Below are 22302 nucleotides of genomic sequence, written 5' to 3'. Positions count from 1 at the left end.
TATCGGAAAACCCCAAAAATGCTTTCCTCCGTATTCCCTATGATCTCCGTATTTCAATATTTAGGTTTCGCTGCAAAACATCAGCTTCAATCACCTAAGCCTTACTCGCTATAACTCGCCAGCTGTTGCAAGGTATCAAACATTTGCTGCAATTCTTGCGGGATGGCCTCTGCGCCAGCAATTTCGGCAGCTTCGGCTATTTCTAGCGCCATGCCGGGTTTGGAGTGATAGCGCAATGCGCGCTGGATAATTTCTTCATCGGGGCGAGGCGGTGCGGCATCCATTGCGGCTTGGTGCCAATGATTAAGCGGGCCACGAGGTTTAGCGGCGTTGCGGTAAGTATCAGCAAAACCGTTATCCCACAGATAATGCTCAATATCGCGGCTTGTGATGGCGGTGATATGCAGCGCATCGGGCCTATCGTTGAGCAGGCTTCTGGCCTTGGCAATATAACGCTGGCCCGCCTCGTCGCCATCGGCAATCAAATGCCAGACTATCCCTAGGCGATCGGCAAATTTAATCAGCGGGGTTAAGCCTGCCTGAGCAAATTCAACGCAGCGAATGCCCTCCATAGGGAAATTCACGCCGTAAATCCGCGCCAGCTCAGGCATCAGCCAAAATTCGGTTTCGCCCTCCACCAGCAGCCAAACTCGGGCAAACATGCTGCTGGCGCGATTAGCACGAATATGAAACGCCACTTTGCGTGCGTCGCTGGCCGATAAAGCTTGCTCCCCCACCTGATAAACGTGTACATGCTGATGACGGCGCACCAGACGGCGTAAGGCTTGATGCGGAAAACTCGCCAGCAGATCGCCATGATTGGTGGTAATCAGTTTTTGCAGCGGCAATTGCTCGATCAGCCCCCACATCATCGCCAGCTGAATCGGGTGTAAATGCGTTTCAGGGTCTTCCATCAATAAAATTGGATGCGCGCCCTGCTGCAAAGGTAAATCGCCGCGAGCATTAATCAGCGCACCCAGCAGCATCAACAGTGCCACCCGCCGCTGGCTAGACCCAGCCCGCCCTGCAATATCCAGCAGGCTGTCATCATCGCGTAAATTAAATGGCGTGCTGGCAATTTGCTTGGCAAGGCGCTGAAGGGGCACGGGTGCTTGCAGTAGCTCTGCATGCTCAGAAAGAAACTGCTCAACCGCATCCAGACCTTGCGTCAGCTCCTGCGGGTGCAACTGATGCGGCAGAGTAAGGATGCGCTCGAATACGGCCCGCACTGCGGCGGATGCAGGCTGCGGCGGATCATCACTGCGGTTTTTTTGTGCAAGACGTGGGTGCTCTAACCAATCGGTGAGCTGCATATCGCGAAAGCGCAGCACGGGATGATGACGAATCAGCAACACCGCCAGCTCATCGCTCGCTGCGTGCTGCCGCTCCGCACCCTGTGCATCAATAAAGCTGCGGTGGCTGCGCACCTCGCCATGACCATAACGTTCGGCCGAGAAACGCAATGCCAGCCACCGCCTACCTTCATCATCCTGCCAGCTTAAATCCTGCAAAGCGGGGTCGGGCAGCGGCTCGTCGCTTCCTCCACAGAAAAACAGCGTGATATTTAAACGCCGCGCAATCGTCGCCCGGGTATTGGCCACGCGGTGAAAATCTTCATGGGTAAACAGCACATCCAGCGGCACCGCCTCGCTCAGGCAGCGAGTCAGCGCAGTGATCAGGCTGGTCTTACCCCAGTTGTTTTCGCCAAACAGCGCGGTGCGTTCGCGCTCCAAGCTTAAATCAATCTGGCTGATGCCCCGAAAATTGGTGATTTGTAAGCGTAATAAATGCATTATCTGCTTCCAACTGATACTTTTATGAAAGCCTACACCAAGTTGTAGCAGCCTGTCGGACTTAGGGCTGATCTACTGCGGAAAAGCCGGATTTGGCCATATTTCATGCATTTTTTCGTTAAATAGCCACGCTTGGGTTTAATCACCACCAACCCGCCTCAAAAATGCATATTGCTGTCTCAAACCGGTCTTTCCCTCGCTACGATCACCTAAGTCCAACAGGCTGCTAGCCTGCTGATTCTAAATATTGTGAGTGTCGTATTGCCACGCATGAGCACCACGCCGCGCCCACCTGTCTGCGGTACAATCTCTGCCCCCGCATCCAGAAACAAATCATGTCGCCAGACTCCCGCCTAAAATCCAATATCTTTGCCCTCTATGCTGTGCAGGGGCTCAATTACTTGGTGTCTTTTGTTACCTTTCCTTTCCTGCTGGTGCAATTAGGTACGGAAGGCTTTGGGGTGATGAATTTTGCTTTTGCCTCTATCCAGTACGGCGTATTGCTGACTGATTTTGGTTTTAATTTATCAGCGGTGCGTGATGTGGCGCAGGCTAGAGATAATCCAAAAGAAGCGGCGCGGATTTTCTGGCGGGTAACTTGGGCGAAGACGCTACTGATGGTGGCATCCAGCCTTATTTTACTGGTACTGACTTTTGCGCTGGGTAGTTGGCAAGAGCATGCCAGTATCTTTTTGTGGAGCCAGCTGTATATCGTCAGCTCGGTGCTCTTTCCAATTTGGTATTTCCAAGGCCAAGAGAAGCTTCAGCTTGCAGCAGGCTTAATGGTATTGGCCCGTGCCTTAACGCTGGGCTTTTTATTGCTATGGGTAAGCGGGCCGCAAGACCTAGCGCTGGCAGTGATTTTGCAGGCCACGCCACAAATTTTAGCCGGCTTGCTATGGTGGTTTACCGGTTGGGGTGTGCCAAAACCAGAGTGGGTACGCGTGCAATGGCACGAGCTAAAAGGTGCGCTGCGCGCAAGCTGGCCATTTTTCCTTTCGGCCATTTCCACCAGTCTTTACACCACCTCCACCACCGTTTTACTTGGGATGTTTGCCGCGCCGCTGCAAGTTGGCTTATTTGCGGCCGCCAATAAGCTGGTCTATATCGCCCAAGGCCTCATTGGCCCTCTGGTGCAAGCCACGTATCCGCGTATTGCCCAGCTGGCGGTGAACGATAAACCCGCAGCGATCCAACTGATCAAAAAAGCCTTTCGAATTCAAGCAACGGTGGGCTTGGTGATGACGCTCGCGCTGATGCTATTTTTACCGCTATTTACCCCACTTTGTGTACAACTATTTGGCCCAGACTTTGGCTTATCCCGTGCACTTTTGGCGCTCAATAACTCACAAGATGTGATGATCTGGCTGTCCCCCGTCATTTTACTCGGTGCTTTGTCTGTTGTTTATGGTCAGCAAACCCTGCTGGTATTTGGCTTTGAGCGCTATTTCAGCCGGGTGCTGGTGGCGGCAGGTTTACTGAATGTGGCTTTAATGTGCTGGTGGATACCGGGTTCTACCCAAGGTGGCTTACGCGCGGCACAAAGCGTGCTGACTGTTGAAGCCTTTATTGTGCTGGCGTTTTGGTGGCAAGCCCGAAAAATCCATGCGGAGCATGGTTTAAACCTTGGGAAAAATGAATAAAAACGAGTATGCCCTGTGCAAAACCCAAATCTTGAACCACGGAGGAAAAGGAGAACACGGAGGGCCACGGAGAAAAGCATAAAGGTTTTCTGCGTGAAACTCCGTGTTCTCTAGGGCCTCCGTGGTTCAAGATCTGGGTTTTATGCTAACGATGGATCTTCCACAGCCAGTGCACAGGCCAGCAATGTACGCATCAAATGTATTGAGATCAAAATGAGTTCTTCCCCTAAAGTCAGCTTTGTTCTGCCCTGCTATAACTCAGCGGCGTATTTACAAGAGACGCTGGATTCAATCAGCGGCCAGAGTTTTACCGACTTTGAATGCATCGCCGTAGACGATGGCTCGAACGACGCCACACTGGCGATTTTGCAGGCGCACGCGGTAAAAGATGCGCGCTTCTCCATTATCACGCGTGAAAATCGCGGCCTGATTGCTACGCTTAACGAAGCGATTGCCCAAGCCCAAGGCGAGTGGATTGCCCGCATAGATGCCGATGATATTTGCGATCCGCAGCGAATTGAAAAACAACTCCAACGCCTAAATGAGACCCAAGCCGATGTATGTGGCAGCTGGATTCGTTTTTTTGGCGACAAAAGCGGCGAGTGGATGACGCCCTCAGAGGATGGAGCCATCAAGGCCATGCTGCTGTTTAACTCGGCCTTTGCCCACCCCAGCGTGATTGCCCGCACGGCGCTGCTCAAAGCGCATCCTTATTCGCCGTATGCGGTGCATGCCGAAGATTACGCGCTGTGGTGCGAGCTGGCGCAAGCAGGAGCCACCTTTACCGCCGTGCCTGAAGTACTGCTGCAGTATCGCTGCCACGCTGGACAAATCACCCAAAGTAAGAAGGACGAGCTGCGGGCCACTGCGCATATTATCCGCAGCAAATACGCCCGCTTCGCCCTGCCCGCCGCCATGCAAAAACACGCGGACCGCTTTGTAGAGCTAGCCGAACCCGCCCGCCAGCTTAGCCGTGCCGAATTTGACTGGATGTGCGATTTTTACCTGCAACTGGCAGAAAACAGGCCAAAAAGCCGCAGCCCATTGGGCGAGGTATGGGTCGATACGCTACAACGTACCTCTGGGGTGAATCTATTTCTGCTGGGCAAAGTTAAAGCCCTAAACCAAGCCCTGCCACCACCTGCCAGCGAAATGAGCAAACTAAAACGCCAAAAAATCCGCTGCTTGATAGGCGATAGGGCTTGGCAGCTGATTAAAAAACTTAAATCCTAAGAGAAGAACCTAAGGTCTGTAGACACAGAGATAAATGAGAACACAAAGAACACAGAGAAAACCTTAAAAATTGAATCGCAGCCTAGTTTTATGTTTTCTCTGTGTTCTGCTTTTTATCTCTGTGTGCTCTGTGTCTACAGACCTTTTTTTGAGGCCGTCATGAAAATTGTATTTTTTGTCCGTGATCTGGGCCTGGGTGGCGTGGAGCGTTGTGTGGCCTTGGTGTCTGAAGGGCTAATTGCCCGTGGCTGTGAAGTCAGCATTGTAATGCTGGGTGGCAATCGCAATCTGTGGGCGGCACGTACCGGCTCGGCCAAGGTCATCGATTTATCGGAAACTTGGCAGGGCAAAAAACCTTGGACTTGGCTGGCAGGCTGGCGCGCGGCGAGGCAGCAGATTAAAGACGCCGATATATTGATTGCCGCCACTTTTTTGATGCCACTCTATATGGCGTATGCCGTAAGTCGTGGCTTAAAGACGCGAGTGATTGGGTGGGTGCATGGGCCGCTGTTTGAGCTGGACCAATTCGCCACAATGAACCCGATTCACCGCAAAGCTTGCCAATATATCTACCGGCGCTTAAATGAATTGGTGTTTGTTTCCGAGCACGCAAGGGATTCGCTGGCGCGATGGCTAAAACAGCCGATCGGCGATGGCTGGCAAGTTTTGCCTAATTTTGTAGACGAAGAGCAGCCCAAAGTTTATCCAGACAAACCAGCCAGCCACACCTTGCAGCTGCTATTCGTGGGTCGTATTGCCGTAGAAAAACAGCCCCATCTATGGCTAGAAACTTTAGAGTGCCTGAATAAAAAAGGCATCCATGCCAAGCTCACCGTAGTGGGCGACGGCCCGCTGGAAGACTGGCTTAAAAACACCAGCAAAGCGAGGCAGCTCGATAAGCAAATCAGCTTTGCAGGGCACCAAAGCAATGTGGGCGATTACCTCAACGCTGCCGATGTGCTGCTGCTGACTTCCAGCTTTGAAGGCTGCCCGCTGGTGGTGCTAGAAGCCATGCCGCTAGGATTAGTCGTGGCATCCACCAATGCGGGCGGGGTTTATGAGCTGTTTGGCAAAAGACGTAGCGAGTTTGTCGTCGAAACAGCCAGCGGGGAAGCCTTAGCAGAACTCATCGCCAAACAACGCCGCCCCGAGCTATCCATATGGCTGAAACAGCGGGCAAAACATTATTCATCCGAGCAGATCCTGCAACAATGGATGACGCTTTGCCTTGCTCCACCCACAATAAACCTGAAGTCTGTGGACACAGAGAACACGGAGTTGTAAGGCAGAACACAGAGAAAACAAGGGGTCAAGCTGAGCTATTTTGTCATTCCCGAATGCTGTTATCGGGAATCCAGTGGCGCGATGGATCCCCGACAAAAACACTCGGGGATGACGGTTTGGAAGCTTGTTGAAAAGTTAAAACGATGACACGGCCAGCTCTGGGTGGTATTTCTCTGCGAAACGCTGAGTTCTCATCAGAAACAAAATAGGTGTAGGGCGGGTGAAACCCGCGTATTTTTCAGCATCGCTCGCGGGTTTCACCCGCCCTACGAAAAACATTTCGCTTAAGTTGATAGGATTGGGTTTCTCCCGCCCTAAATTTATGATTTTCAAGAAAAGAGATTGTTATGCTTAGCTACCGCCACGCTTTTCACGCAGGCAACCATGCCGATGTGCTGAAGCACTATATTCAAACGCAAATTTTGTCGTACTTTAATCAAAAAGATAAATCCTACTGGTATATCGACACGCATTCTGGCGCGGGGGTTTACTCGCTGCGGGAAGGCTACGCAACTAAAAATGCCGAGTTTGAAAGCGGCATCGCTCGCCTGTGGGAACGGGATGATTTGCCTGAATCCATCGCCGAATATGTGGATGTGGTGAAGGCACTTAATCCTGATGGCAAGCTGACGCTTTATCCTGGCTCACCCTATGTGGCCGATCAGCTACTGCGCCCGACCGATCGCTTACGCCTATTTGAGCTGCACAGCTCGGATAGCAAAATTCTAAAAGAGAATTTCGCCGAGGCAGGCCGCCGTGTAGCGGTGATTGCAGGCGATGGTTTTGCGGGGATTAAAGCCGTGCTGCCTCCGCCACCGCGCCGTGGTGTCACGCTGATTGATCCACCTTATGAAGACAAAAACGATTACGACTATGTGATCGATATGCTGCACGAGGCGCTTAGCCGCTTTGCTACCGGCACCTACGCCATCTGGTATCCGCAGCTGCAACGTGCAGAATCTAAACAACTGCCAGAAGAGCTAAAAAAACTGGACGTCAACAGCTGGCTGCATGTGGCGCTAAGTGTGCAAAGTCCGTCAGCAGACGGCTTTGGCATGCACGGCAGCGGCATGTTTATTTTGAATCCACCTTGGACTCTGGCTGCGACACTTAGAGAAACCATGCCTTACTTGGTAAAAATCCTCGGACAAGGCAAAGGCGCAAAGTATATTTTGGAAGAAAAAGCCGCCTAATCTTAGGGTGGACACGCCTTTGTGCCCACGCGTCATTGCCTTATCGTTTTTTGAGCTGGCCCCGCGTGGGCAAGATAAAACACCTTGCCCACCCTACATTCCCAACAAACAAATAAGAATCATTATCAATACAAAAATACAAGAAGCAATATATAATTAATCTCACAAACCCGCAGAGCAATCTCCATGGCCATTCGTATCGAAGATCTAGAGCCGCTCAGAGATTACCTCTATCGTTTTGCGCTCTTTCAATTACAACACAGCAACAGTGCCGAGGATGTCGTGCAGGAAACTCTGCTAGCTGCTCTGGAAAAACCCGACTCCTACGGTGGACAGTCGTCGCTAAAAACTTGGCTTACCGGTATTTTAAAATTCAAAATTATCGATACCCAGCGTCGTATCTACCGTGATCCTCTGCTGATATCTACCATCGAAGGGGAAGAAGACAGCAGCGATTTTGATGTGCTGTTTAATAAAACCGGCCACTGGGGCTCTGACGCGCCAAGGCGCTGGGAAAAACCCGATGCCAGCCTGGAAGACAAACAATTTTGGGCAGTTTATGCCCAGTGCAGCCAGCTTATGCCGCGCCGCACCGCCATGGTTTTTGCCATGCGTGAAGAATTAGGCTTAGAGATTGAGCAAATTTGTCAGCAATTAGAGATCACCGCGACTAATTGTTCAGCCATGCTCTATCGTGCCCGAATGAGTTTGCGCCTCTGTTTAGAAAAAAACTGGTTTGGGAACTCACCATGATGAACTGCCGGCAAGCTTCTATTTTGCTCTCTGCTCAACAAGATGGGCCGCTGACACTTAGCCAGCGGAATCGCTTACGTTTGCATTTATTTTTTTGTAAAAACTGTCGAAATTTCAATCGCCAGCTACACTTTATGCGGGAAGCCGCCCGTGCGCCTGCGCACTGGGAATAGACCAGACAGATTTATTTTTAAATAATTTGTCATAAACAAATGATCTCTGCGACAAAGTATCCAGGTGTCCTACACCGTAAGCAACTCATCCGACTTAACCAAGGAGCTATACCGATGAAAACGTCCCTGATGCTATCTTCCGCCCTTGCCGCCGTCATTGGCTGCGCCTCAGTTGGCAACGCCATTGCCGGGCCAAGCGCAGAAGAAATGAAAAGCATGGAAAAATGCTACGGCGTTGCGAAAGCAGGCCAGAACGACTGTGCTGCCAATGGCCATGCTTGCGCAGGCCAAGCCGCTAAAGATATGGATAAATCCGAATGGAAAGCCGTTAAAAAAGGAACGTGTGAAAAAATGCACGGCTCCCTGATGGCCCCAAAGCCTTAAGCTGATTCAATAAAGGCCACATCATGACCACACTTCCCACTCAAGCAGGCCTTGGCCTTCGGTCTCCACACTTGGCCGAAGTCCTTGCCACACGTCCCAACGTGGCTTGGTGGGAAGTGCATAGTGAGAACTACTTTGGCGGCGGGGCAGCCCCTGCCACCTTAGAAAAAATCCGCCGCGATTACCCCATCAGCCTGCACGGCGTTGGCCTTGGCCTAGGTAATGCCGAGCCACCCGATGCTCAGCATTTATCCCAATTGGCAGACTTAGCCGAGCGCATCCAGCCCGCCGCAATATCTGAGCATCTGGCATGGAATCGCTATGGCGATATTTGGTTTAATGATCTCTTGCCTGTGCCCCGCTATGCCGGAGCAATTGACACCCTTTGCACACATATTGATCTGGTGCAAAGCCGCTTAAAACGCATCATCTTGCTAGAAAATGTCTCCAGCTATATTGCCTTTAGCGACGAAACGCTCAGCGAAGCCGAGCTACTCGCCGAGCTGGTTGCCCGCACAGGCTGCGGCCTGCTGCTGGACGTCAACAATATGCATGTGAATCAGCTCAATCATGGCATTGATGCCAGGCAAGAAATCGCCCGTTTACCCTTACACCGCGTTGCTGAAATCCATGTCGCTGGGTTTGAATATTGCGAAGGCTTAGTGATCGACACCCACGGTGCGCCCGTTTGCGATGCCGTTTGGAAGCTGCTCGAAGATACCCTCAAGCTCACCGGCCCCAAGCCTGTTTTACTAGAGCGAGACACCAATTTGCCCTTGCTCAGTGGCTTGCTGGAAGAGTACAACACCTTGCAAAGCCATCTTGCCAAGCAAGAGATCACCCAATACGCCGGTGCATTAGCATGAACTACGCCAATGCTTTAAAAGACTTTAGCCAGATATTTAAAAAACCTCATCACCAGCCCAAATATATACAAACCGGCAGCCTGCCATTTTTAGATATCTATCGCAATAATGTGTTAGCTAATCGCAGCGCGAATCTTGCCAATACTTATCCCACCGTTATGCAATTAGTAGGAGAAGAATTTTTTAGCGCGATGGCCCGCGTCTTTGTTGAAAACAGTGAATCACACTCAGGCAATTTGCATCATGATGGTGAAAGTTTTCCTGATTTCTTAAATACATTTCCCCACGTCAGCGATCTACCTTATTTAAGCGATATGGCAAAGCTGGATTGGGCGATTCATTTGGCGCATTACAGTGCAGATTGCAATAGTATCGCCATAGAAACGCTCGCCTCTTATACGCCGGAACAATTCGGGAAATTAAGCCTTATTCTCCACCCTGCCGTAGCCATTGTTAAATCGTCCGCATGGCCTATTTACCAAATATTAATGATGCATCACGGAGCCAGCCCTGCTGATTTAAATGCAGGGGGTGAACAAGTCTGGGTATGGCGCGATCATTGGCAATTACTCTCCATCAGCGATGCGCTCTTTTTAGAAAGCCTGTTAAATAGCCAAAATATAGAAAGCGCCATGCGGGCCACAGCAGATGATGAATACGATGCAGGGCCTGTTTTAATTCAGCTATTTAGCCGTGGTTTGGTTTGCCAGATTAATTAATGATTAGGACGGCTAAAACCGCTCCTACGTTGTAGTATTTATAGGGTGTACAACGACGAAGTCGTTGCGCACCAAGAAACGGTGCGCAAGAAAAACGACTTGCACACCCTATATAAAACCAAACTTTATTTTGATCCTAAGCGGATAGGATAGCGGTGAAGCCAGCCATTTCCCCCAGCATAAAAACGATACATCACATTTCATTTCCATCTGTTTAATAGGTGATCGCCATGAAAAAAATACTCTGCAAACTCTACTCTGGCTATCGCTGTGCCGAATCATTAGGTATGCAATATCTAAGCCCGATATTTAATCTTGGATTACGGGTTTATTTAGCCCAAGTTTTCTTTTTATCTGGCCTGACTAAAATACGCAATTGGGATAGCACTTTATTTTTATTTAATTTCGAATACCAAGTACCGCTTATTCCACCAGAAATAGCCGCCATTATGGCGACGGGTGGTGAATTAATCCTGCCTGTATTACTGATCAGCGGCACGCTTGGCCGATTTGCTGCAGTAGGATTATTTATTCTGAATGCCGTAGCCGTGATTTCTTATCCTGCTCTGCCGCCTATTGCAGTAAAAGATCATTACTTATGGGGCGCTTTATTAGCCGTGCTCGCTATTTATGGCGCGGGAAAATGGTCGATAGATGAATGGCTTAATCGCTGCTGCAGGACGGACAAGACTAAACCTTAGAATCCTAAGTAATAATGTTATCCCTAGGGCGGGTGCAACCCCATATGCGCTAACCAAAGTCAAAAAGATCTTTTTAGTGCCTTCGGCACGTTGATTTTGGAGCGGTTGGCCACCGCGGGGGCCTTCCTTTCTTGCGCGGCCAAGAAACGAAACCAAGCCGCAACCTCAAAGACACAAAAGCCCCTCACTGCGGACAGTGGCGTTGTGTCAACTCGCTTCGCTCAAACACGAATTGACGACTACCCCCCCCCCCGCTTGTTCCTCGTGTCGCGGCTTCAGGGGGATTTAAGCCCCATGCCGAGAGCGTGGACATAGTGTTTTTTCGTGGTTTGCTAATTCAAAATCAATTTGGTTAGCGCGCATGGGGTGCAACCCGCGAGCAATGCTGAAAAGAACGCGGCTTGCGCCCAACTACATCGAGCCTATCGATTTACGCAGGCGATGATGGGCCAGCATAAAGAACACGGCGGCAATCGCCACAATCGCCAGCATCTGCGGCCAAACCACGGTGAGATTCGCTGCCCGAAATAAAATCGCCTGAGATAAAGACACAAAGTGCACGGTGGGCGTAAACGACATAATCCATTGCACCATTTCTGGCATGCTTTCACGCGGGGTCACTGCACCGGATAACATTTGCAGCGGCAACAGCACTAAAATTGCCAGTAAACCAAATTGCGGCATTGTGCGTGCCAGTGTTCCCATAAAAATGCCGATCGATGAAGTGGCAAATAAATAGAGCAGCGTGCCCAGCGCAAATAAAAGACCAGAGCCATTGACCGTTACATCCAGTACGCCTTTCACCATAATCTGCAAGGCAAAAATAGAGGCAATCAGCACCACGGCCGCCATCGACCACACCTTAGAAAGCATGATTTCAAGCGGGGTAATGGGCATCACCAATAAATGCTCGATAGTGCCATGCTCGCGCTCACGAATCAGCGCGGCCCCGCTTAAAATAATAGATAACAGAGTGACATTATTAATAATCGCGGTGATGCTGCCAAACCAAGCCGAATGCAAATTGGGATTAGACAAGACATGAATCACCTGCTCGGCAGGCTGAATGGATGCACTTGGCTTATCTCTTGATGCAAAGTTTTTAGCCTCATCATTTAAAATTTTCTGAATATAAGCCGAGCCTATCAGCGCCTGACTTTGCCGGGTGGCATCTACATTTAATTGCAGCGCCGGAATACGCCCCGCCATCACATCCCGTTGAAAATTAGGGGGAATATTTAAAACAAAGGTATCTCTGCCCGAATCCAGCCCCTGATCGACTTCATCCAAAGAAAGCAAAATAGGCGGTCTAAAATATGGCGGCTGCATGGCATCGATTAAACGCCGCGATAATTGCGATTGATCTTCATCCACCACAGCAATTGCAGCATGATTAAGCGAATCGGGCTTTGCACGGGCATCTAAATAAATCGAGGCCGTAAACATAAAGGCAATCATCACCAGCATGGCAATATCATGAAACAAGCTGCGAAACTCTTTTAGCCCAAGGTGAAAAATATTACTCAGATGTGTATTAAATTTATTCATTTTTGCACCTATTTCCCCTGCTTTTTCAATAGCAACACAGAAGCCAGCGTGAGCGCTGGAATGATGAGCATCAATGAAAAGAAAGCGCTGCTTAATTCAGTAAATCCAAGCCCTTTGGAAAAAGTGCCGCTGCTAATGGTTAAATAATACGAGGTTGGATAAATCTTCCCTATCCATCCCCCCAAGCCTTGTAATGAAGAAATAGGATCGATCATGCCGGAATATTGAATCGCCGGAATCATCGTGCCTATCGTTGCCACCGCAATCGCTGCAACCTGACTATTGGTCATGGTTGACGCCAATAAGCCCAAACCTGTTGCGGCAGTTACATATAAAAAAGTAGCGACCAGCAAGGTGATAAAGCTGCCTGTAAATGGCACTTGAAATAACGTAATCGCCAGCAGAAACATGAAAATAAAACTAATCAGCGATAATAAGATATAGGGCAATTGCTTGCCTAATAGGAATTCCAGCTTGGTTACAGGCGTGGTGTAAACATTCATAATTGAGCCTAATTCTTTTTCCCTAACCACGCCCAGTGCCATCAACATCGCCGGAATAAACACCAGCATCAGCGGAATCACCTTAGGCACCATCGCCACCAAGCTACGTAGCTCTGGGTTGTAAAGAAAACGCACTTGAATATCTGCTAAGGCTTTTGGCGCTTGGCCTGTTACGCTCATTGCCCAATCACTCAGCGTGCTTAAATGCATCGCTTGCACATAGCCTTTTACCGTTTCGGCCCGCATGGGCATCGCGCCATCGATCCACACGCCTACTTCCGGCTTCGCGCCATTGGCTAAATCACGGCCAAAATTGGGGGGAATATTGATCGCCAAGGCCAACTCGCCCGAGCGCATCCTTTCACTGATTTCTGCATGATTTTGCAAAGCAGGCCGCTCAATAAAATAGCGTGAGCCTGCAATTCGCAAGGCATAATCTTGGCTGGCTTCGCTGTGATCTTGATCTAGCACCGCAAAATTCAGGTTTTCCACATCCATGCTAATTCCGTAGCCCATCACCAGCATCAGCAGCAAAGAGCCGATCAGGGCCATCGTCAGCCGGATAGGATCACGCCGCAGCTCAAGCGATTCACGCGCGCTATAGCAAAGCAGGCGACCAAGGCTAAAACGAGGTGGCGTCTCACGGCTGGCGGGGGAATCTTTGGCAGGAGCAGCTTCATCCGCGCTTGCAGGTTTATCCGCTGTGGCAGGTTTTGCTTCTGTGGCGGGTGTCGATTTATCTGTTTTATCTGCCTCAGTTGCTTCTTCCAGATAGCCAATAAAGGCTTCTTCCAGATTTTTTGCTTTACGCTTTTCTACCAACTCTGCGGGGCTGCCGCTATCGAGCACCTTGCCTGCGTGCATCATCGAGATTCGATCGCAGCGCTGTGCCTCATTCATAAAGTGGGTAGAGATAAAAATCGTCACGCCATCTTTACGCGCCAGATCGATCATCAAAGCCCAAAACTGATCGCGCGCCACGGGGTCTACACCCGAAGTGGGCTCATCCAAAATCAAGACATCGGGTTTATGCAATACCGCCACAGCCAGTTGCAGGCGCTGGCGTATGCCCAGCGGCAAGTCTTCCGGAAACTGCTTAAGCACCGATTTCAAACCAAAATGCTCGGTGAGCTCTGCCAGCCGGTCGGCCACTTCGTCCTCTGGCAGATGAAATAATTTGGCGTGTAAATCCAAGTTTTTTTCAACTGTCAGCTCGCTATACAGCGAGAAGGCTTGCGACATATAGCCCACGCGGCGGCGGGTTTCGATATTGCTCGCATCGATGGGCTGGCCTAATAAGCTGGCCGTGCCTTTGGTCGGTGGCAGCAGACCGGTGAGCATTTTCATCGTGGTTGATTTGCCACAGCCATTCGAGCCCAAAAAACCAAAAATCTCGCCTTTCTCCACTTGCAGCGTGACATCATCCACGGCAATAAAATCACCAAAGCGCATTTGCAAGCCTTTGGCATCAATCACAACCTCATCCATGCCTTCGGGGCGAGGCGGGATTTTTAATGCCTCATGCCCTTGGCGTTTTTCTTCGGGCAGCATGGCCAAAAAGGCTTCTTCTAACGTAGATTTCTTCGTTTTCTCTTTCAGCTCGGCAGGGCTGCCCGTGCCCAAAACCTTGCCATCATCCACTGCCACCAGCCAATCATATTGCTCTGCTTCCTCCATATACGCCGTCGCTACCATCACGCTCATACTGGGGCGACGCTCACGGATTTCGGTGATCAGCTCCCAAAATTGGCGGCGGGATAAAGGATCAACACCGGTAGTGGGCTCATCCAGAATCAATAAATCGGGATCATGAATTAATGCGCAGCAAAGCCCTAGCTTTTGTTTCATACCGCCAGATAGTTTTTGCGCCGGGCGATCAGAAAATTCAGTTAAGCCTGTGCTAGCCAGTAGTTTTTCAATTCGCTGCTTGCGCTCACTACGGGATTGCCCAAATAGGTGGCCAAAGAAATCAATATTTTCAAAGACCGATAAAGTGGGGTAAAGATTTTTCCCCAAACCCTGCGGCATATAGGCAATTCGGCTGCATACATCGCGCCGATGGCTGGCGCTGCGCATATCGCCGCCCAATACTTCTACACTGCCCTGCTGAATTTTGCGTGCGCCAGCAATCAGCCCCAGCCATGTTGATTTGCCCACACCATCCGGGCCAATCAAGCCAACCATGCAGCCCGATGGCACATCTAGGCTGACATCATCGGCAGCCTGTTTTTCGCCGTATAAATGGCTGAGGCCTTTTAAACGCACCACCGGATCAGACGCTGGCTTACTCATGGTAAGTTCACTTTAAGCTCTTTGGCCCAAGGCTGAGAGGCATTCAACTGCACATGAGCCACGCCCGGCACGCCCGTTTTTACGCTTTGAATATTCTTTTTCAATAGCTCTGGATCAATCCTTGCCTTGATGCGAAACATTAGTTTTTCGCGCTCGTTTTCTGTTTCCACCGTTTTAGGGGTGAATTGGGCAACATCAGCCACAAAAGACACCTTAGCCGGTATCACATATTGCTTTGCCGCATCGAGCACCAAGCGCACATCAGATCCCAGCGCCACCCGCCCTGCCAAATTGGTCGGCAGGAAAAACGTCATATACACATCGCTTAAATCAATCAGGCTGAGCACATTACCGCCATTGCCCACCACTTCACCCGGCTGCGCCACCCTAAACTGAACGCGCCCAGCCAGTGGCGCACGCAAAATGCCGTCTTCTAAATCACTCTTTAAACGCTTCACTCCAGCGTCGGCGGCAAGAATCCCCGCCTCTGCCTGCTGCACCTGTGCATGGGCCGCACGAATGCCTGCATCTGCGGTGGCAATCTGCGCTTTTGCCACGGTCACAGCGGCCCGCGCATTATTGAGCCGGGCGCTATCGTTATCTGCCTCTTGCACCGAAGTGGCTCGCTCTAGCAGCAATGCTTTCGATCTAGCTGCTGTTTTTCCTGCCAAATCCAGCTCAGAATTTCTTTGCAGCAATACCGCCTGCGCCGTAGCGGCATCCGCATCGCGTTGGGCAATTTGCGCCAATGCAGCATCTTTTCGACTGATCGCATTGGCTAGCTCTGCCCTTGCTTGTAATAGCTGAGCTTGCAATGCCGACATATCCATTTTGGCGAGCACATCATTTTGCTTCACCAAATCGCCTTCTTTAACCAAGATTTCCTGCACACGCCCTGCCATCTTGCTGGCCACATTTACCTCGGTGGCTTCCAAGCGCCCATTACTGGCAGCAAAGTCCTTAGGCTTATCATCGTCTTTATGCACAAAAAACCAAATTGCAGCCCCTGCCACCAGCAATACCAGTGCCACGCCCGCGCCAATCAAGCCATTTTTGAGTGTCAGTTTCATTTTTCTTCCTTTTTACCAGCAGGCGTCAGCAACTCATCTTGTCCACCACCCACGGCCACATAAAGATCGACGGTGCTGGATAACCGGGCACGCCGCAGTTGCACCAGTGCTTGCTCTGCACTAAATAAGGCGCGTTTGGCATCCAATACTTCTAAATAAGTAATTGCGCCATGCTCATAGCGCAGATCAGCCAGCCGTGTGCGCTCTGCCTCAAATTTCACCAGCTCGGTTTGCTCCGCCAGTTGAACAGTCAGCCAGTGCTGGGCCGCCAAGGCATTGGATACATCACGAAAAGCACTGCGCACGGTACTTTCGTAATTGGCCACCGCCAGATGCTTACGTGCCTCGGCCAGATCCAAATTATGCTGAGTCAGCCCCGCATCAAATAGCGGCAAAGAAATCTGCGGTAGAAAGCTCCAAATTTGCTGCCCAGAGCTAAAGAGGCGATCCAGATCACTACTCGCCATTCCCGCCATGCCTGTGAGGGTAATGCTAGGGAAAAAGGCCGCGCGTGCCGCCTTTACATTGGCTCGGCTTGCTTTGAGCTTTTGCTCGGCGGCGCGCAAATCTGGGCGCTGGAGCAAAAGATCGCTCGGCAAACCGGCCACAATTTCACGCTCCAAGCCCTGCTGATCTAAAGCTAAATGAGTGGTTTTTGGTAAATCAGCATGCCCTGTGAGCTGGGCCAATAAAGCCGTATTCTGGGCCTGCTGGCGCTTTAAGACGGCCAGCTCGCTACGGGTAGAAAACATCAGTATTTGTGCTTGTCGCAAAACCAAATCTGAAGCGCTGCCCACATCCACACGCCGCTGCATAATTCGCAACGACTCTTCGCGACTAGCCAAGGTTTTTTCCGCCAAAGACACCCGCTCGGCCAGCTCTAAATCTTGCAAATAGCTATTGCTCACTAAGGCAATTAAGCTGATCTGAAACGCCTGTTTGGCTTCTGCGCTCGCCATAAATTGCGCCAAGGCCGCCTCATTTAAGCTGCTGACTCTTCCCCAAAAATCCAGCTCGTAAGTAGCAAGACTAAAGCCCACCTGGTACTGACTTCCTAGCAAAGTCTTGCGGACGGGCGATAAATCAGCCGGCTTACGAGCCCGCCCTGCTTCTGCCCCCACCGCCACCATCGGCCAACGATTTGCATCCTGAATGCCATACAGCGCTTTTGCTTCTGCCACACGGGCACTGGCCACTTGCAAATCGCTGTTATAAGCCAGCGCATTGCTAATTAGCCCTTGCAAATACGGATCAACAAATAGGTTTTTCCAGCCCAAAGTAGCAGCCGAGGTAGCTTGGGCAGAAGGAGGAGTTTGAGCAGCAGGGTAATAAGCAGGGAGAGGATGGCCGTGTTTCTCGGCCTGTGGGGCAGCGGCACAAGCCGCTAAAAGGGCGCAGGCGCAGGGAATAGCCCTGCGCAACGTAATCTGGAGCTTTAGCATATGCACAGCATCTCTATTACGGATACAGATAAATACCTGTAAGAGACACCATTAGATCATGAAAGTTAGCCCTAAAATTTTTCTGTGAATAATCCCTTACCTTTCATCGACAGCTGATTATCATTCAGAGATATGACAGAAATATGCAAATAATAATCAAATCACTGCTATTTTTTGTTTCAGAGCCAGCAATTGCTTAACCATCTTGTTAACTTTAAGAAACAATTAAGGCAGCATATGAGGTGAGCTAATTAAGTTGCTTCACTGACCAATCGCATGCCGTCGTACCCCACCACCATCCCCGCAGGCAATTCTTGCGAAAGCGTGTGGTATTCCAGCTCGTGGGTCATATGGATCATCACGGTTTGCTTGGCGCCAATTTGCTTGGCGGCGGCAATGGCTTGATCAACAGAAAAATGCGTAGGGTGAGGCACGCGCCGTAAGCAATCTAAGAATACGATATCTAAGCCTTGTAGCTTAGCGATGCTGGTAGCGGGGATCTCGGACACATCGGTTAAGTACGCCACATTGCCGATGCGATAGCCCAGAATCGGCCATTTTCCATGCATCAAGGGGATCGGCTCGATAGCAATGCCCGCAAATTCAAAGGTGCTATCGCTCACGGGGTGCAGGGTGAGCACCGGTTTATCCCAAAAATTATTAGGCGGAAACAGGGTGTAGGGGAAACGCTGGCGGATGTGGTCGAGCATAAACTCGTTACCAAACACCGGTATGGCCGCTTTTTGTAGCCAGCAAAAAGAGCGAATATCGTCGATACCGTTCAAATGATCGGCGTGAGGATGGGTATAGAGCACCGCATCCACATGCAATAGCTGCTCGCGCAGGGCCTGATGGCGCAGATCGGGGCCGGTATCGATCAGAAAAGTTTTACCCCCTGCACGCAGCACAGCAGAAGCACGAGTGCGGTTGTTTTTAGGGTCGGTCGAGGCGCAAGTCGGGCAAGCACAGCCCAGCGCTGGCGAACCACCGCTAGAACCTACGCCCAGTAAAAGCGCCTCTACTTTCATACTGTGGCTCGGTGAAAGAGTTTAAAGAAGTTAGCTGTACTCGCATCAGCAATCTGATTCACGCTCACACCGCGCAAATCGGCAATTGATTCGGCCACATGGCGCACCCAAGCAGGCTGGTTTTGCTTGCCACGGAACGGTACAGGCGCCAGATAGGGCGAATCGGTTTCGATGAGCATTCGATCTAAAGGCACTAAACGCGCCACTTCGTGTAGCTCAACGGCTTTTTTGAAAGAAACGATGCCGGAGAAAGAAATATAAAACCCTAGCTCCATCGCCGCCTGTGCCACTTCCCAGCTTTCCGTAAAGCAGTGCAATACGCCACCGACTTCCGCCGCGCCTTCTTCTTTAAGGATGCGAATCGTATCCTCGCTCGATGATCGGGTATGAATAATCAGCGGTAAACCTGCTATTTTTGCGGCACGAATATGCACTCTAAAGCGCTCGCGCTGCCATTCTAAATCACCTTGCAAGCGATAATAATCCAGCCCCGTTTCACCAATCGCCACTACCTTTTTGTGCTTTGCCAACTCAACAAGCTGCTCTACCGTTGGCTCTGGCGTGTCTTCATAATCTGGATGCACACCGACTGAGGCAAAGATATTAGCGTGCGCATCAGCGAGGGCCAACACCGATGGCAGCTCAGGCAAATTCACAGCGACGCACAGGGCATGCGTCACTTTGTTTTCAGCCATCTTAGCTAAGTGCTGATCAATATTGGCAGCAAGATCGGGGAAATTAATATGGCAATGGGAATCAATAAACATAGGGACTTCGAGGAAATGAATAGGGTTTTACGTCAGGGCTTCTGGCGCACACAAAACCTAAATCTTGAATCACAGAGCGGTACAGGTAAGCATATATACATTGCATCATTTTGATTCAGGCATTACATGTTTTTCGTAAACAAATGCTTTTGCCCTTGATGCCTTTTCTCAGTGTTCTGCTTTTAAACTCTGTGTTCTCTGTGTCTACAGACCTTAGGTCTTTTTAAAAACACCCGAATTACATCGTGTGCGTGGTGCGAGCAGATTGCAAATAGCCGCCCAGCAAGCCTTCAATCTTGGTTTTAGCCTGATTACCCGCCTCATTACCAGAGAATTTCACGCCGATGCCCTGCTGGTGATTATTATTCGCACCCTGAGGCGTAATCCAGACCACATTGCCTGATACTGCAATTTTGGCCGGATCATCTAAAAGAGATAGCAGCATAAAAACTTCATCGCCCAATACATAGGCTTTATTGGTCGGAATAAAAATTCCGCCCCCCTTTATAAAAGGCATGTATGAAGCATATAAAGCGGCTTTTTCTTTAATATTTAGTGATAACACACCAGGGCGCGAGACCGGTGCTTTAATAGGTTCACTCATTTTCTTCCCTTACTGCTTTTACCACGCAGTGCATCCAAGTAAGCAAACAATAAAGATTCAAACACTAATCGCTGATTTAAAGGGTGATGCGCAAGACGCATGGCTTCATTCAAACGATCGGTGTAATGAAAAAAGGCAGGGGATTGAATCGCGATGCGGCGTAAATCGCTATCCCAATCAGGATAATAGCGAAGTTTGCCCGTCATCTTTATATTGATTAAATCATGTACCCACTTTTGCAACCAAGCAACCACTAAGGCTACCTCTAGTTTAGCCTTTTCTAGCTCCGCAGCCACCGCCAGCACATCTAAAGCCGCCGGATTGGCAATATGTGCTAAAAACGCTTTACGGTTAGGCAACCACTCTGCACTGGCATCATCCAGCGCAGCTAAAGGAGCGCCGCCTGTATGCGATAAATGCAAAGCAGGGTTAACCACCTGCTGCTGCGCCAGCCATGCCATTGCCGCAGCTTGATCGGGAGTCGCCATAGGAAACACCCGGCAGCGGCTGCGTATCGTAGGCAATAAGCGCCGCCAGTGATTAGATACCAGAATAAATACTGCGCCAGATGGCGGCTCTTCCAGCGTTTTTAAAAAAGCATTAGCGGCAGCCATATTTAATGCCTCTGCCGGATACACCAAGGTCACACGAATGCCTTTTCGATGCGCCGTCAGATTCACAAAATCAGCCAAATCACGAATATCATCAACGCCAATCACCTGCGATTTACGCTTAGGTTTGGCATCTTCACTCGCTTCCACATCGCCATCTTCTGGAGAAACTAACCGGAAATCAGGATGATTACCGGCCAGATACCAACGGCAACCATCGCATACACCACATGGTGCCGTGGTTTTTGCTTCGTCTTCGCAGAGCAGAAATTGCGCCAAGTATTCTGCAAAGCGCTTTTTTCCGATACCTTCCTCACCCGTGATCAGCATGGCGTGTGGCAGGCGATCAATTTCACGCATCAATTGCGACCAAGGCGCTGCTTGCCAAGGGTAAAGTGTTTTCATCGTGGCACTCATTGCTCTGGTTAAAGTAGGGTGCCCAGTATTTCAGCTAGCTCGGCCTGAATTTGCCCTAAAGAGCGACTGGCATCAATCACGCAAATCCGCTCATGGAAACCGACGGCTTCGCGTTAAAGTAGAGTGCTCAGTATCTCAGCTAGCTCGGTTTGGATTTGCTCTAAAGAACGATTAGCATCAATCACACGAATCCGCTCCGGCTCGCTGGCGGCTCTTTCTAAATAAGCTGCACGCACCCGCGCATGAAAATCAGCGGCTTCGCGCTCAAAGCGATCTAAAGTACGGCCATTTGCCATACGCTCTTGACTAACCGCCAAGGGTACATCAAAAATAAACGTTAAATCAGGTTGGATTTTATTTAGGCCACTGCCCTGCACCCATTCTTCCAGCGCAATAAACTTCTCGCGCGGTAATCCTCGTCCGCCGCCTTGATAGGCATAGCTGGCATCGCTAAAGCGATCACACAGCACCCAATCGCCGCGCTCCAGCGCTGGTAAAATCACCTGCGCCAGATGCTCACGCCGCCCTGCAAACATCAACAGCGTTTCTGTTTCTAAGTGCATAGGCTCGGTGAGGAGTAACTCACGCAGCTTCTCGCCCATAGGGGTGCCACCGGGCTCGCGCGTTTGCACAAAGGCAACGCCTTGCTGAGCCAGCCACTGTGCAATCCACGCCAGTTGAGTGCTTTTACCCGCGCCATCAATGCCTTCTACCGAGAGAAAACGACCCAACGCTATCATAGTGTTCCTAAGAAAGAGTCCCGCCAGAATTTTACACGGGAAAGCTTGTGGTTTGTACGGACGAAAAAAAACCTGCCGCATGGGCAGGTTTTTTAAACTGGCGATCCCACGGGGAATCGAACCCCGGCCGCCGCCGTGAAAGGGCAGTGTTCTAACCGCTAAACTATGGGATCATACTTTTAATGCATTACTGCAAATACTGTGGTGCGGCTGAAGAGATTCGAACTCCTGACCCTCTGGTTCGTAGCCAGATACTCTATCCAACTGAGCTACAGCCGCACTATAAAACTTGGCGATCCCACGGGGATTCGAACCCCGGTCGCCGCCGTGAAAGGGCAGTGTCCTAGGCCTCTAGACGATGGGATCAATCTAAAACTTTACTTATAAGCCATGGCATTTTATGACTTAAACCGTTCTGGTGGAGGTAAGCGGAATCGAACCGCTGACCTCTTGCATGCCATGCAAGCGCTCTACCAACTGAGCTATACCCCCCGAAAGAGATCCGAATATTACAGAGCTAATTTCAGCCTGTAAACCC

At 50.3% G+C, this 22302-nt stretch carries 20 protein-coding genes and 4 tRNA genes; 10 read left to right on the top strand and 14 right to left on the bottom strand.

From position 1 onward, the window contains the following. Window positions 1-101: 101 nt before the first annotated feature. Window positions 102-1793: a DUF2813 domain-containing protein gene (locus tag ACFQNF_RS09505; RefSeq protein WP_380187747.1), complete on the bottom strand. Its 1692-nt coding sequence runs from the start codon at window positions 1791-1793 to the stop codon at window positions 102-104. Between the two features lie 335 nt (window positions 1794-2128). Between ACFQNF_RS09505 and ACFQNF_RS09500 the strand changes: the two genes are divergently transcribed. From ACFQNF_RS09500 to ACFQNF_RS09455, 10 genes are all read left to right on the top strand, one after another. Then, a complete protein-coding gene (locus ACFQNF_RS09500; protein ID WP_380187746.1) occupies window positions 2129-3436 on the top strand; it encodes a flippase in 1308 nt (435 codons plus the stop codon). Between the two features lie 213 nt (window positions 3437-3649). Then, window positions 3650-4669, top strand: coding sequence for a glycosyltransferase family 2 protein (locus ACFQNF_RS09495; protein WP_380187745.1), 1020 nt, complete (start codon window positions 3650-3652; stop codon window positions 4667-4669). A 159-nt stretch (window positions 4670-4828) separates the two neighbouring features. Next, complete coding sequence (locus ACFQNF_RS09490) at window positions 4829-5953, top strand: glycosyltransferase (protein WP_380187744.1); 1125 nt, start codon at window positions 4829-4831, stop codon at window positions 5951-5953. Window positions 5954-6300: 347 nt separating this feature from the next. Next, window positions 6301-7146, top strand: coding sequence for a 23S rRNA (adenine(2030)-N(6))-methyltransferase RlmJ (locus ACFQNF_RS09485; protein WP_380187743.1), 846 nt, complete (start codon window positions 6301-6303; stop codon window positions 7144-7146). 186 nt (window positions 7147-7332) lie between these two features. Then, window positions 7333-7899, top strand: a complete 567-nt coding sequence (locus tag ACFQNF_RS09480; protein WP_380187742.1) for a sigma-70 family RNA polymerase sigma factor — start codon at window positions 7333-7335, stop codon at window positions 7897-7899. Next, entirely contained in the window at window positions 7896-8072 is a 177-nt protein-coding gene (locus ACFQNF_RS09475; protein ID WP_380187741.1) for a zf-HC2 domain-containing protein, read from the top strand. Before ACFQNF_RS09480 ends, ACFQNF_RS09475 begins: the two co-directional genes overlap by 4 nt. Before the next feature lie 114 nt (window positions 8073-8186). Continuing rightward, the gene (locus ACFQNF_RS09470) at window positions 8187-8456 is read left to right on the top strand and encodes a BufA1 family periplasmic bufferin-type metallophore (RefSeq protein WP_380187740.1); all 270 of its coding nucleotides are present in this window, start codon (window positions 8187-8189) and stop codon (window positions 8454-8456) included. Between the two features lie 23 nt (window positions 8457-8479). Beyond that, window positions 8480-9322, top strand: a complete 843-nt coding sequence (bufB, locus tag ACFQNF_RS09465) for an MNIO family bufferin maturase (RefSeq protein ID WP_380187739.1) — start codon at window positions 8480-8482, stop codon at window positions 9320-9322. Then, on the top strand, window positions 9319-10041 hold the full coding sequence (locus ACFQNF_RS09460) for an HvfC/BufC family peptide modification chaperone (RefSeq protein WP_380187738.1): 723 nt from the start codon (window positions 9319-9321) through the stop codon (window positions 10039-10041). The genes bufB and ACFQNF_RS09460 overlap by 4 nt, the downstream gene beginning before the upstream one ends. 230 nt (window positions 10042-10271) lie before the next feature. Then, window positions 10272-10742: a DoxX family protein gene (locus tag ACFQNF_RS09455; protein WP_380187737.1), complete on the top strand. Its 471-nt coding sequence runs from the start codon at window positions 10272-10274 to the stop codon at window positions 10740-10742. 411 nt (window positions 10743-11153) lie between these two features. Here ACFQNF_RS09455 and ACFQNF_RS09450 read toward each other — a convergent pair whose 3' ends face one another. The 13 genes from ACFQNF_RS09450 to ACFQNF_RS09390 form a co-directional block, all read right to left on the bottom strand. Then, window positions 11154-12290: an ABC transporter permease gene (locus tag ACFQNF_RS09450; protein ID WP_380187736.1), complete on the bottom strand. Its 1137-nt coding sequence runs from the start codon at window positions 12288-12290 to the stop codon at window positions 11154-11156. 8 nt (window positions 12291-12298) lie between these two features. Beyond that, window positions 12299-15085 carry a ribosome-associated ATPase/putative transporter RbbA gene (rbbA, locus tag ACFQNF_RS09445; protein ID WP_380187735.1) on the bottom strand — a complete coding sequence of 929 codons (2787 nt, stop codon included), beginning with the start codon at window positions 15083-15085 and terminating at the stop codon, window positions 12299-12301. After that, complete coding sequence (locus tag ACFQNF_RS09440; protein WP_380187734.1) at window positions 15082-16155, bottom strand: HlyD family secretion protein; 1074 nt, start codon at window positions 16153-16155, stop codon at window positions 15082-15084. The genes rbbA and ACFQNF_RS09440 overlap by 4 nt, the downstream gene beginning before the upstream one ends. Next, window positions 16152-17597, bottom strand: coding sequence for an efflux transporter outer membrane subunit (locus ACFQNF_RS09435; RefSeq protein ID WP_380187733.1), 1446 nt, complete (start codon window positions 17595-17597; stop codon window positions 16152-16154). Before ACFQNF_RS09435 ends, ACFQNF_RS09440 begins: the two co-directional genes overlap by 4 nt. Window positions 17598-17848: 251 nt before the next feature. Further along, window positions 17849-18625, bottom strand: coding sequence for an MBL fold metallo-hydrolase (locus tag ACFQNF_RS09430; RefSeq protein ID WP_380187732.1), 777 nt, complete (start codon window positions 18623-18625; stop codon window positions 17849-17851). Next, on the bottom strand, window positions 18622-19392 hold the full coding sequence (locus ACFQNF_RS09425) for a TatD family hydrolase (protein ID WP_380187731.1): 771 nt from the start codon (window positions 19390-19392) through the stop codon (window positions 18622-18624). Before ACFQNF_RS09425 ends, ACFQNF_RS09430 begins: the two co-directional genes overlap by 4 nt. A 238-nt stretch (window positions 19393-19630) precedes the next feature. After that, window positions 19631-19996, bottom strand: coding sequence for a PilZ domain-containing protein (locus ACFQNF_RS09420; RefSeq protein WP_046350354.1), 366 nt, complete (start codon window positions 19994-19996; stop codon window positions 19631-19633). Beyond that, on the bottom strand, window positions 19993-21012 hold the full coding sequence (gene holB, locus ACFQNF_RS09415; RefSeq protein WP_380187730.1) for a DNA polymerase III subunit delta': 1020 nt from the start codon (window positions 21010-21012) through the stop codon (window positions 19993-19995). The genes ACFQNF_RS09420 and holB overlap by 4 nt, the downstream gene beginning before the upstream one ends. A 125-nt stretch (window positions 21013-21137) precedes the next feature. Beyond that, the gene (tmk, locus tag ACFQNF_RS09410; RefSeq protein ID WP_380187729.1) at window positions 21138-21764 is read right to left on the bottom strand and encodes a dTMP kinase; all 627 of its coding nucleotides are present in this window, start codon (window positions 21762-21764) and stop codon (window positions 21138-21140) included. Between the two features lie 98 nt (window positions 21765-21862). Then, window positions 21863-21937: transfer RNA gene (locus tag ACFQNF_RS09405), tRNA-Glu, on the bottom strand. Between the two features lie 29 nt (window positions 21938-21966). Then, window positions 21967-22043, bottom strand: a tRNA-Arg gene (locus ACFQNF_RS09400). Window positions 22044-22054: 11 nt separating this feature from the next. Further along, window positions 22055-22130 (bottom strand) — tRNA-Glu (locus ACFQNF_RS09395). 50 nt (window positions 22131-22180) lie between these two features. Then, window positions 22181-22256: transfer RNA gene (locus ACFQNF_RS09390), tRNA-Ala, on the bottom strand. Between the last annotated feature and the right edge of the window lie 46 nt (window positions 22257-22302).

Origin of the sequence: Iodobacter arcticus (assembly GCF_042664895.1) — a bacterium.
GTDB lineage: Bacteria > Pseudomonadota > Gammaproteobacteria > Burkholderiales > Chitinibacteraceae > Iodobacter > Iodobacter arcticus.
Note: the sequence above shows the minus strand (reverse complement) of the source record. Positions and strands in the feature narration are given on the sequence as shown.

Excerpts from the sequence above, each read along its gene's own strand:
- ACFQNF_RS09455 (WP_380187737.1), top strand. The coding sequence starts at position 10,272 with ATGAAAAAAATACTCTGCAAACTCTACTCTGGCTATCGCTGTGCCGAA.
- ACFQNF_RS09435 (WP_380187733.1), bottom strand. The coding sequence starts at position 17,597 with ATGCTAAAGCTCCAGATTACGTTGCGCAGGGCTATTCCCTGCGCCTGC.
- ACFQNF_RS09485 (WP_380187743.1), top strand. The coding sequence starts at position 6,301 with ATGCTTAGCTACCGCCACGCTTTTCACGCAGGCAACCATGCCGATGTG.
- ACFQNF_RS09480 (WP_380187742.1), top strand. The coding sequence starts at position 7,333 with ATGGCCATTCGTATCGAAGATCTAGAGCCGCTCAGAGATTACCTCTAT.
- ACFQNF_RS09460 (WP_380187738.1), top strand. The coding sequence starts at position 9,319 with ATGAACTACGCCAATGCTTTAAAAGACTTTAGCCAGATATTTAAAAAA.
- ACFQNF_RS09475 (WP_380187741.1), top strand. The coding sequence starts at position 7,896 with ATGATGAACTGCCGGCAAGCTTCTATTTTGCTCTCTGCTCAACAAGAT.
- bufB (WP_380187739.1), top strand. The coding sequence starts at position 8,480 with ATGACCACACTTCCCACTCAAGCAGGCCTTGGCCTTCGGTCTCCACAC.
- ACFQNF_RS09490 (WP_380187744.1), top strand. The coding sequence starts at position 4,829 with ATGAAAATTGTATTTTTTGTCCGTGATCTGGGCCTGGGTGGCGTGGAG.
- ACFQNF_RS09420 (WP_046350354.1), bottom strand. The coding sequence starts at position 19,996 with ATGAGTGAACCTATTAAAGCACCGGTCTCGCGCCCTGGTGTGTTATCA.
- holB (WP_380187730.1), bottom strand. The coding sequence starts at position 21,012 with ATGAAAACACTTTACCCTTGGCAAGCAGCGCCTTGGTCGCAATTGATG.
- ACFQNF_RS09505 (WP_380187747.1), bottom strand. The coding sequence starts at position 1,793 with ATGCATTTATTACGCTTACAAATCACCAATTTTCGGGGCATCAGCCAG.
- rbbA (WP_380187735.1), bottom strand. The coding sequence starts at position 15,085 with ATGAGTAAGCCAGCGTCTGATCCGGTGGTGCGTTTAAAAGGCCTCAGC.
- ACFQNF_RS09495 (WP_380187745.1), top strand. The coding sequence starts at position 3,650 with ATGAGTTCTTCCCCTAAAGTCAGCTTTGTTCTGCCCTGCTATAACTCA.
- ACFQNF_RS09430 (WP_380187732.1), bottom strand. The coding sequence starts at position 18,625 with ATGAAAGTAGAGGCGCTTTTACTGGGCGTAGGTTCTAGCGGTGGTTCG.
- ACFQNF_RS09440 (WP_380187734.1), bottom strand. The coding sequence starts at position 16,155 with ATGAAACTGACACTCAAAAATGGCTTGATTGGCGCGGGCGTGGCACTG.
- ACFQNF_RS09470 (WP_380187740.1), top strand. The coding sequence starts at position 8,187 with ATGAAAACGTCCCTGATGCTATCTTCCGCCCTTGCCGCCGTCATTGGC.
- tmk (WP_380187729.1), bottom strand. The coding sequence starts at position 21,764 with ATGATAGCGTTGGGTCGTTTTCTCTCGGTAGAAGGCATTGATGGCGCG.
- ACFQNF_RS09500 (WP_380187746.1), top strand. The coding sequence starts at position 2,129 with ATGTCGCCAGACTCCCGCCTAAAATCCAATATCTTTGCCCTCTATGCT.
- ACFQNF_RS09450 (WP_380187736.1), bottom strand. The coding sequence starts at position 12,290 with ATGAATAAATTTAATACACATCTGAGTAATATTTTTCACCTTGGGCTA.
- ACFQNF_RS09425 (WP_380187731.1), bottom strand. The coding sequence starts at position 19,392 with ATGTTTATTGATTCCCATTGCCATATTAATTTCCCCGATCTTGCTGCC.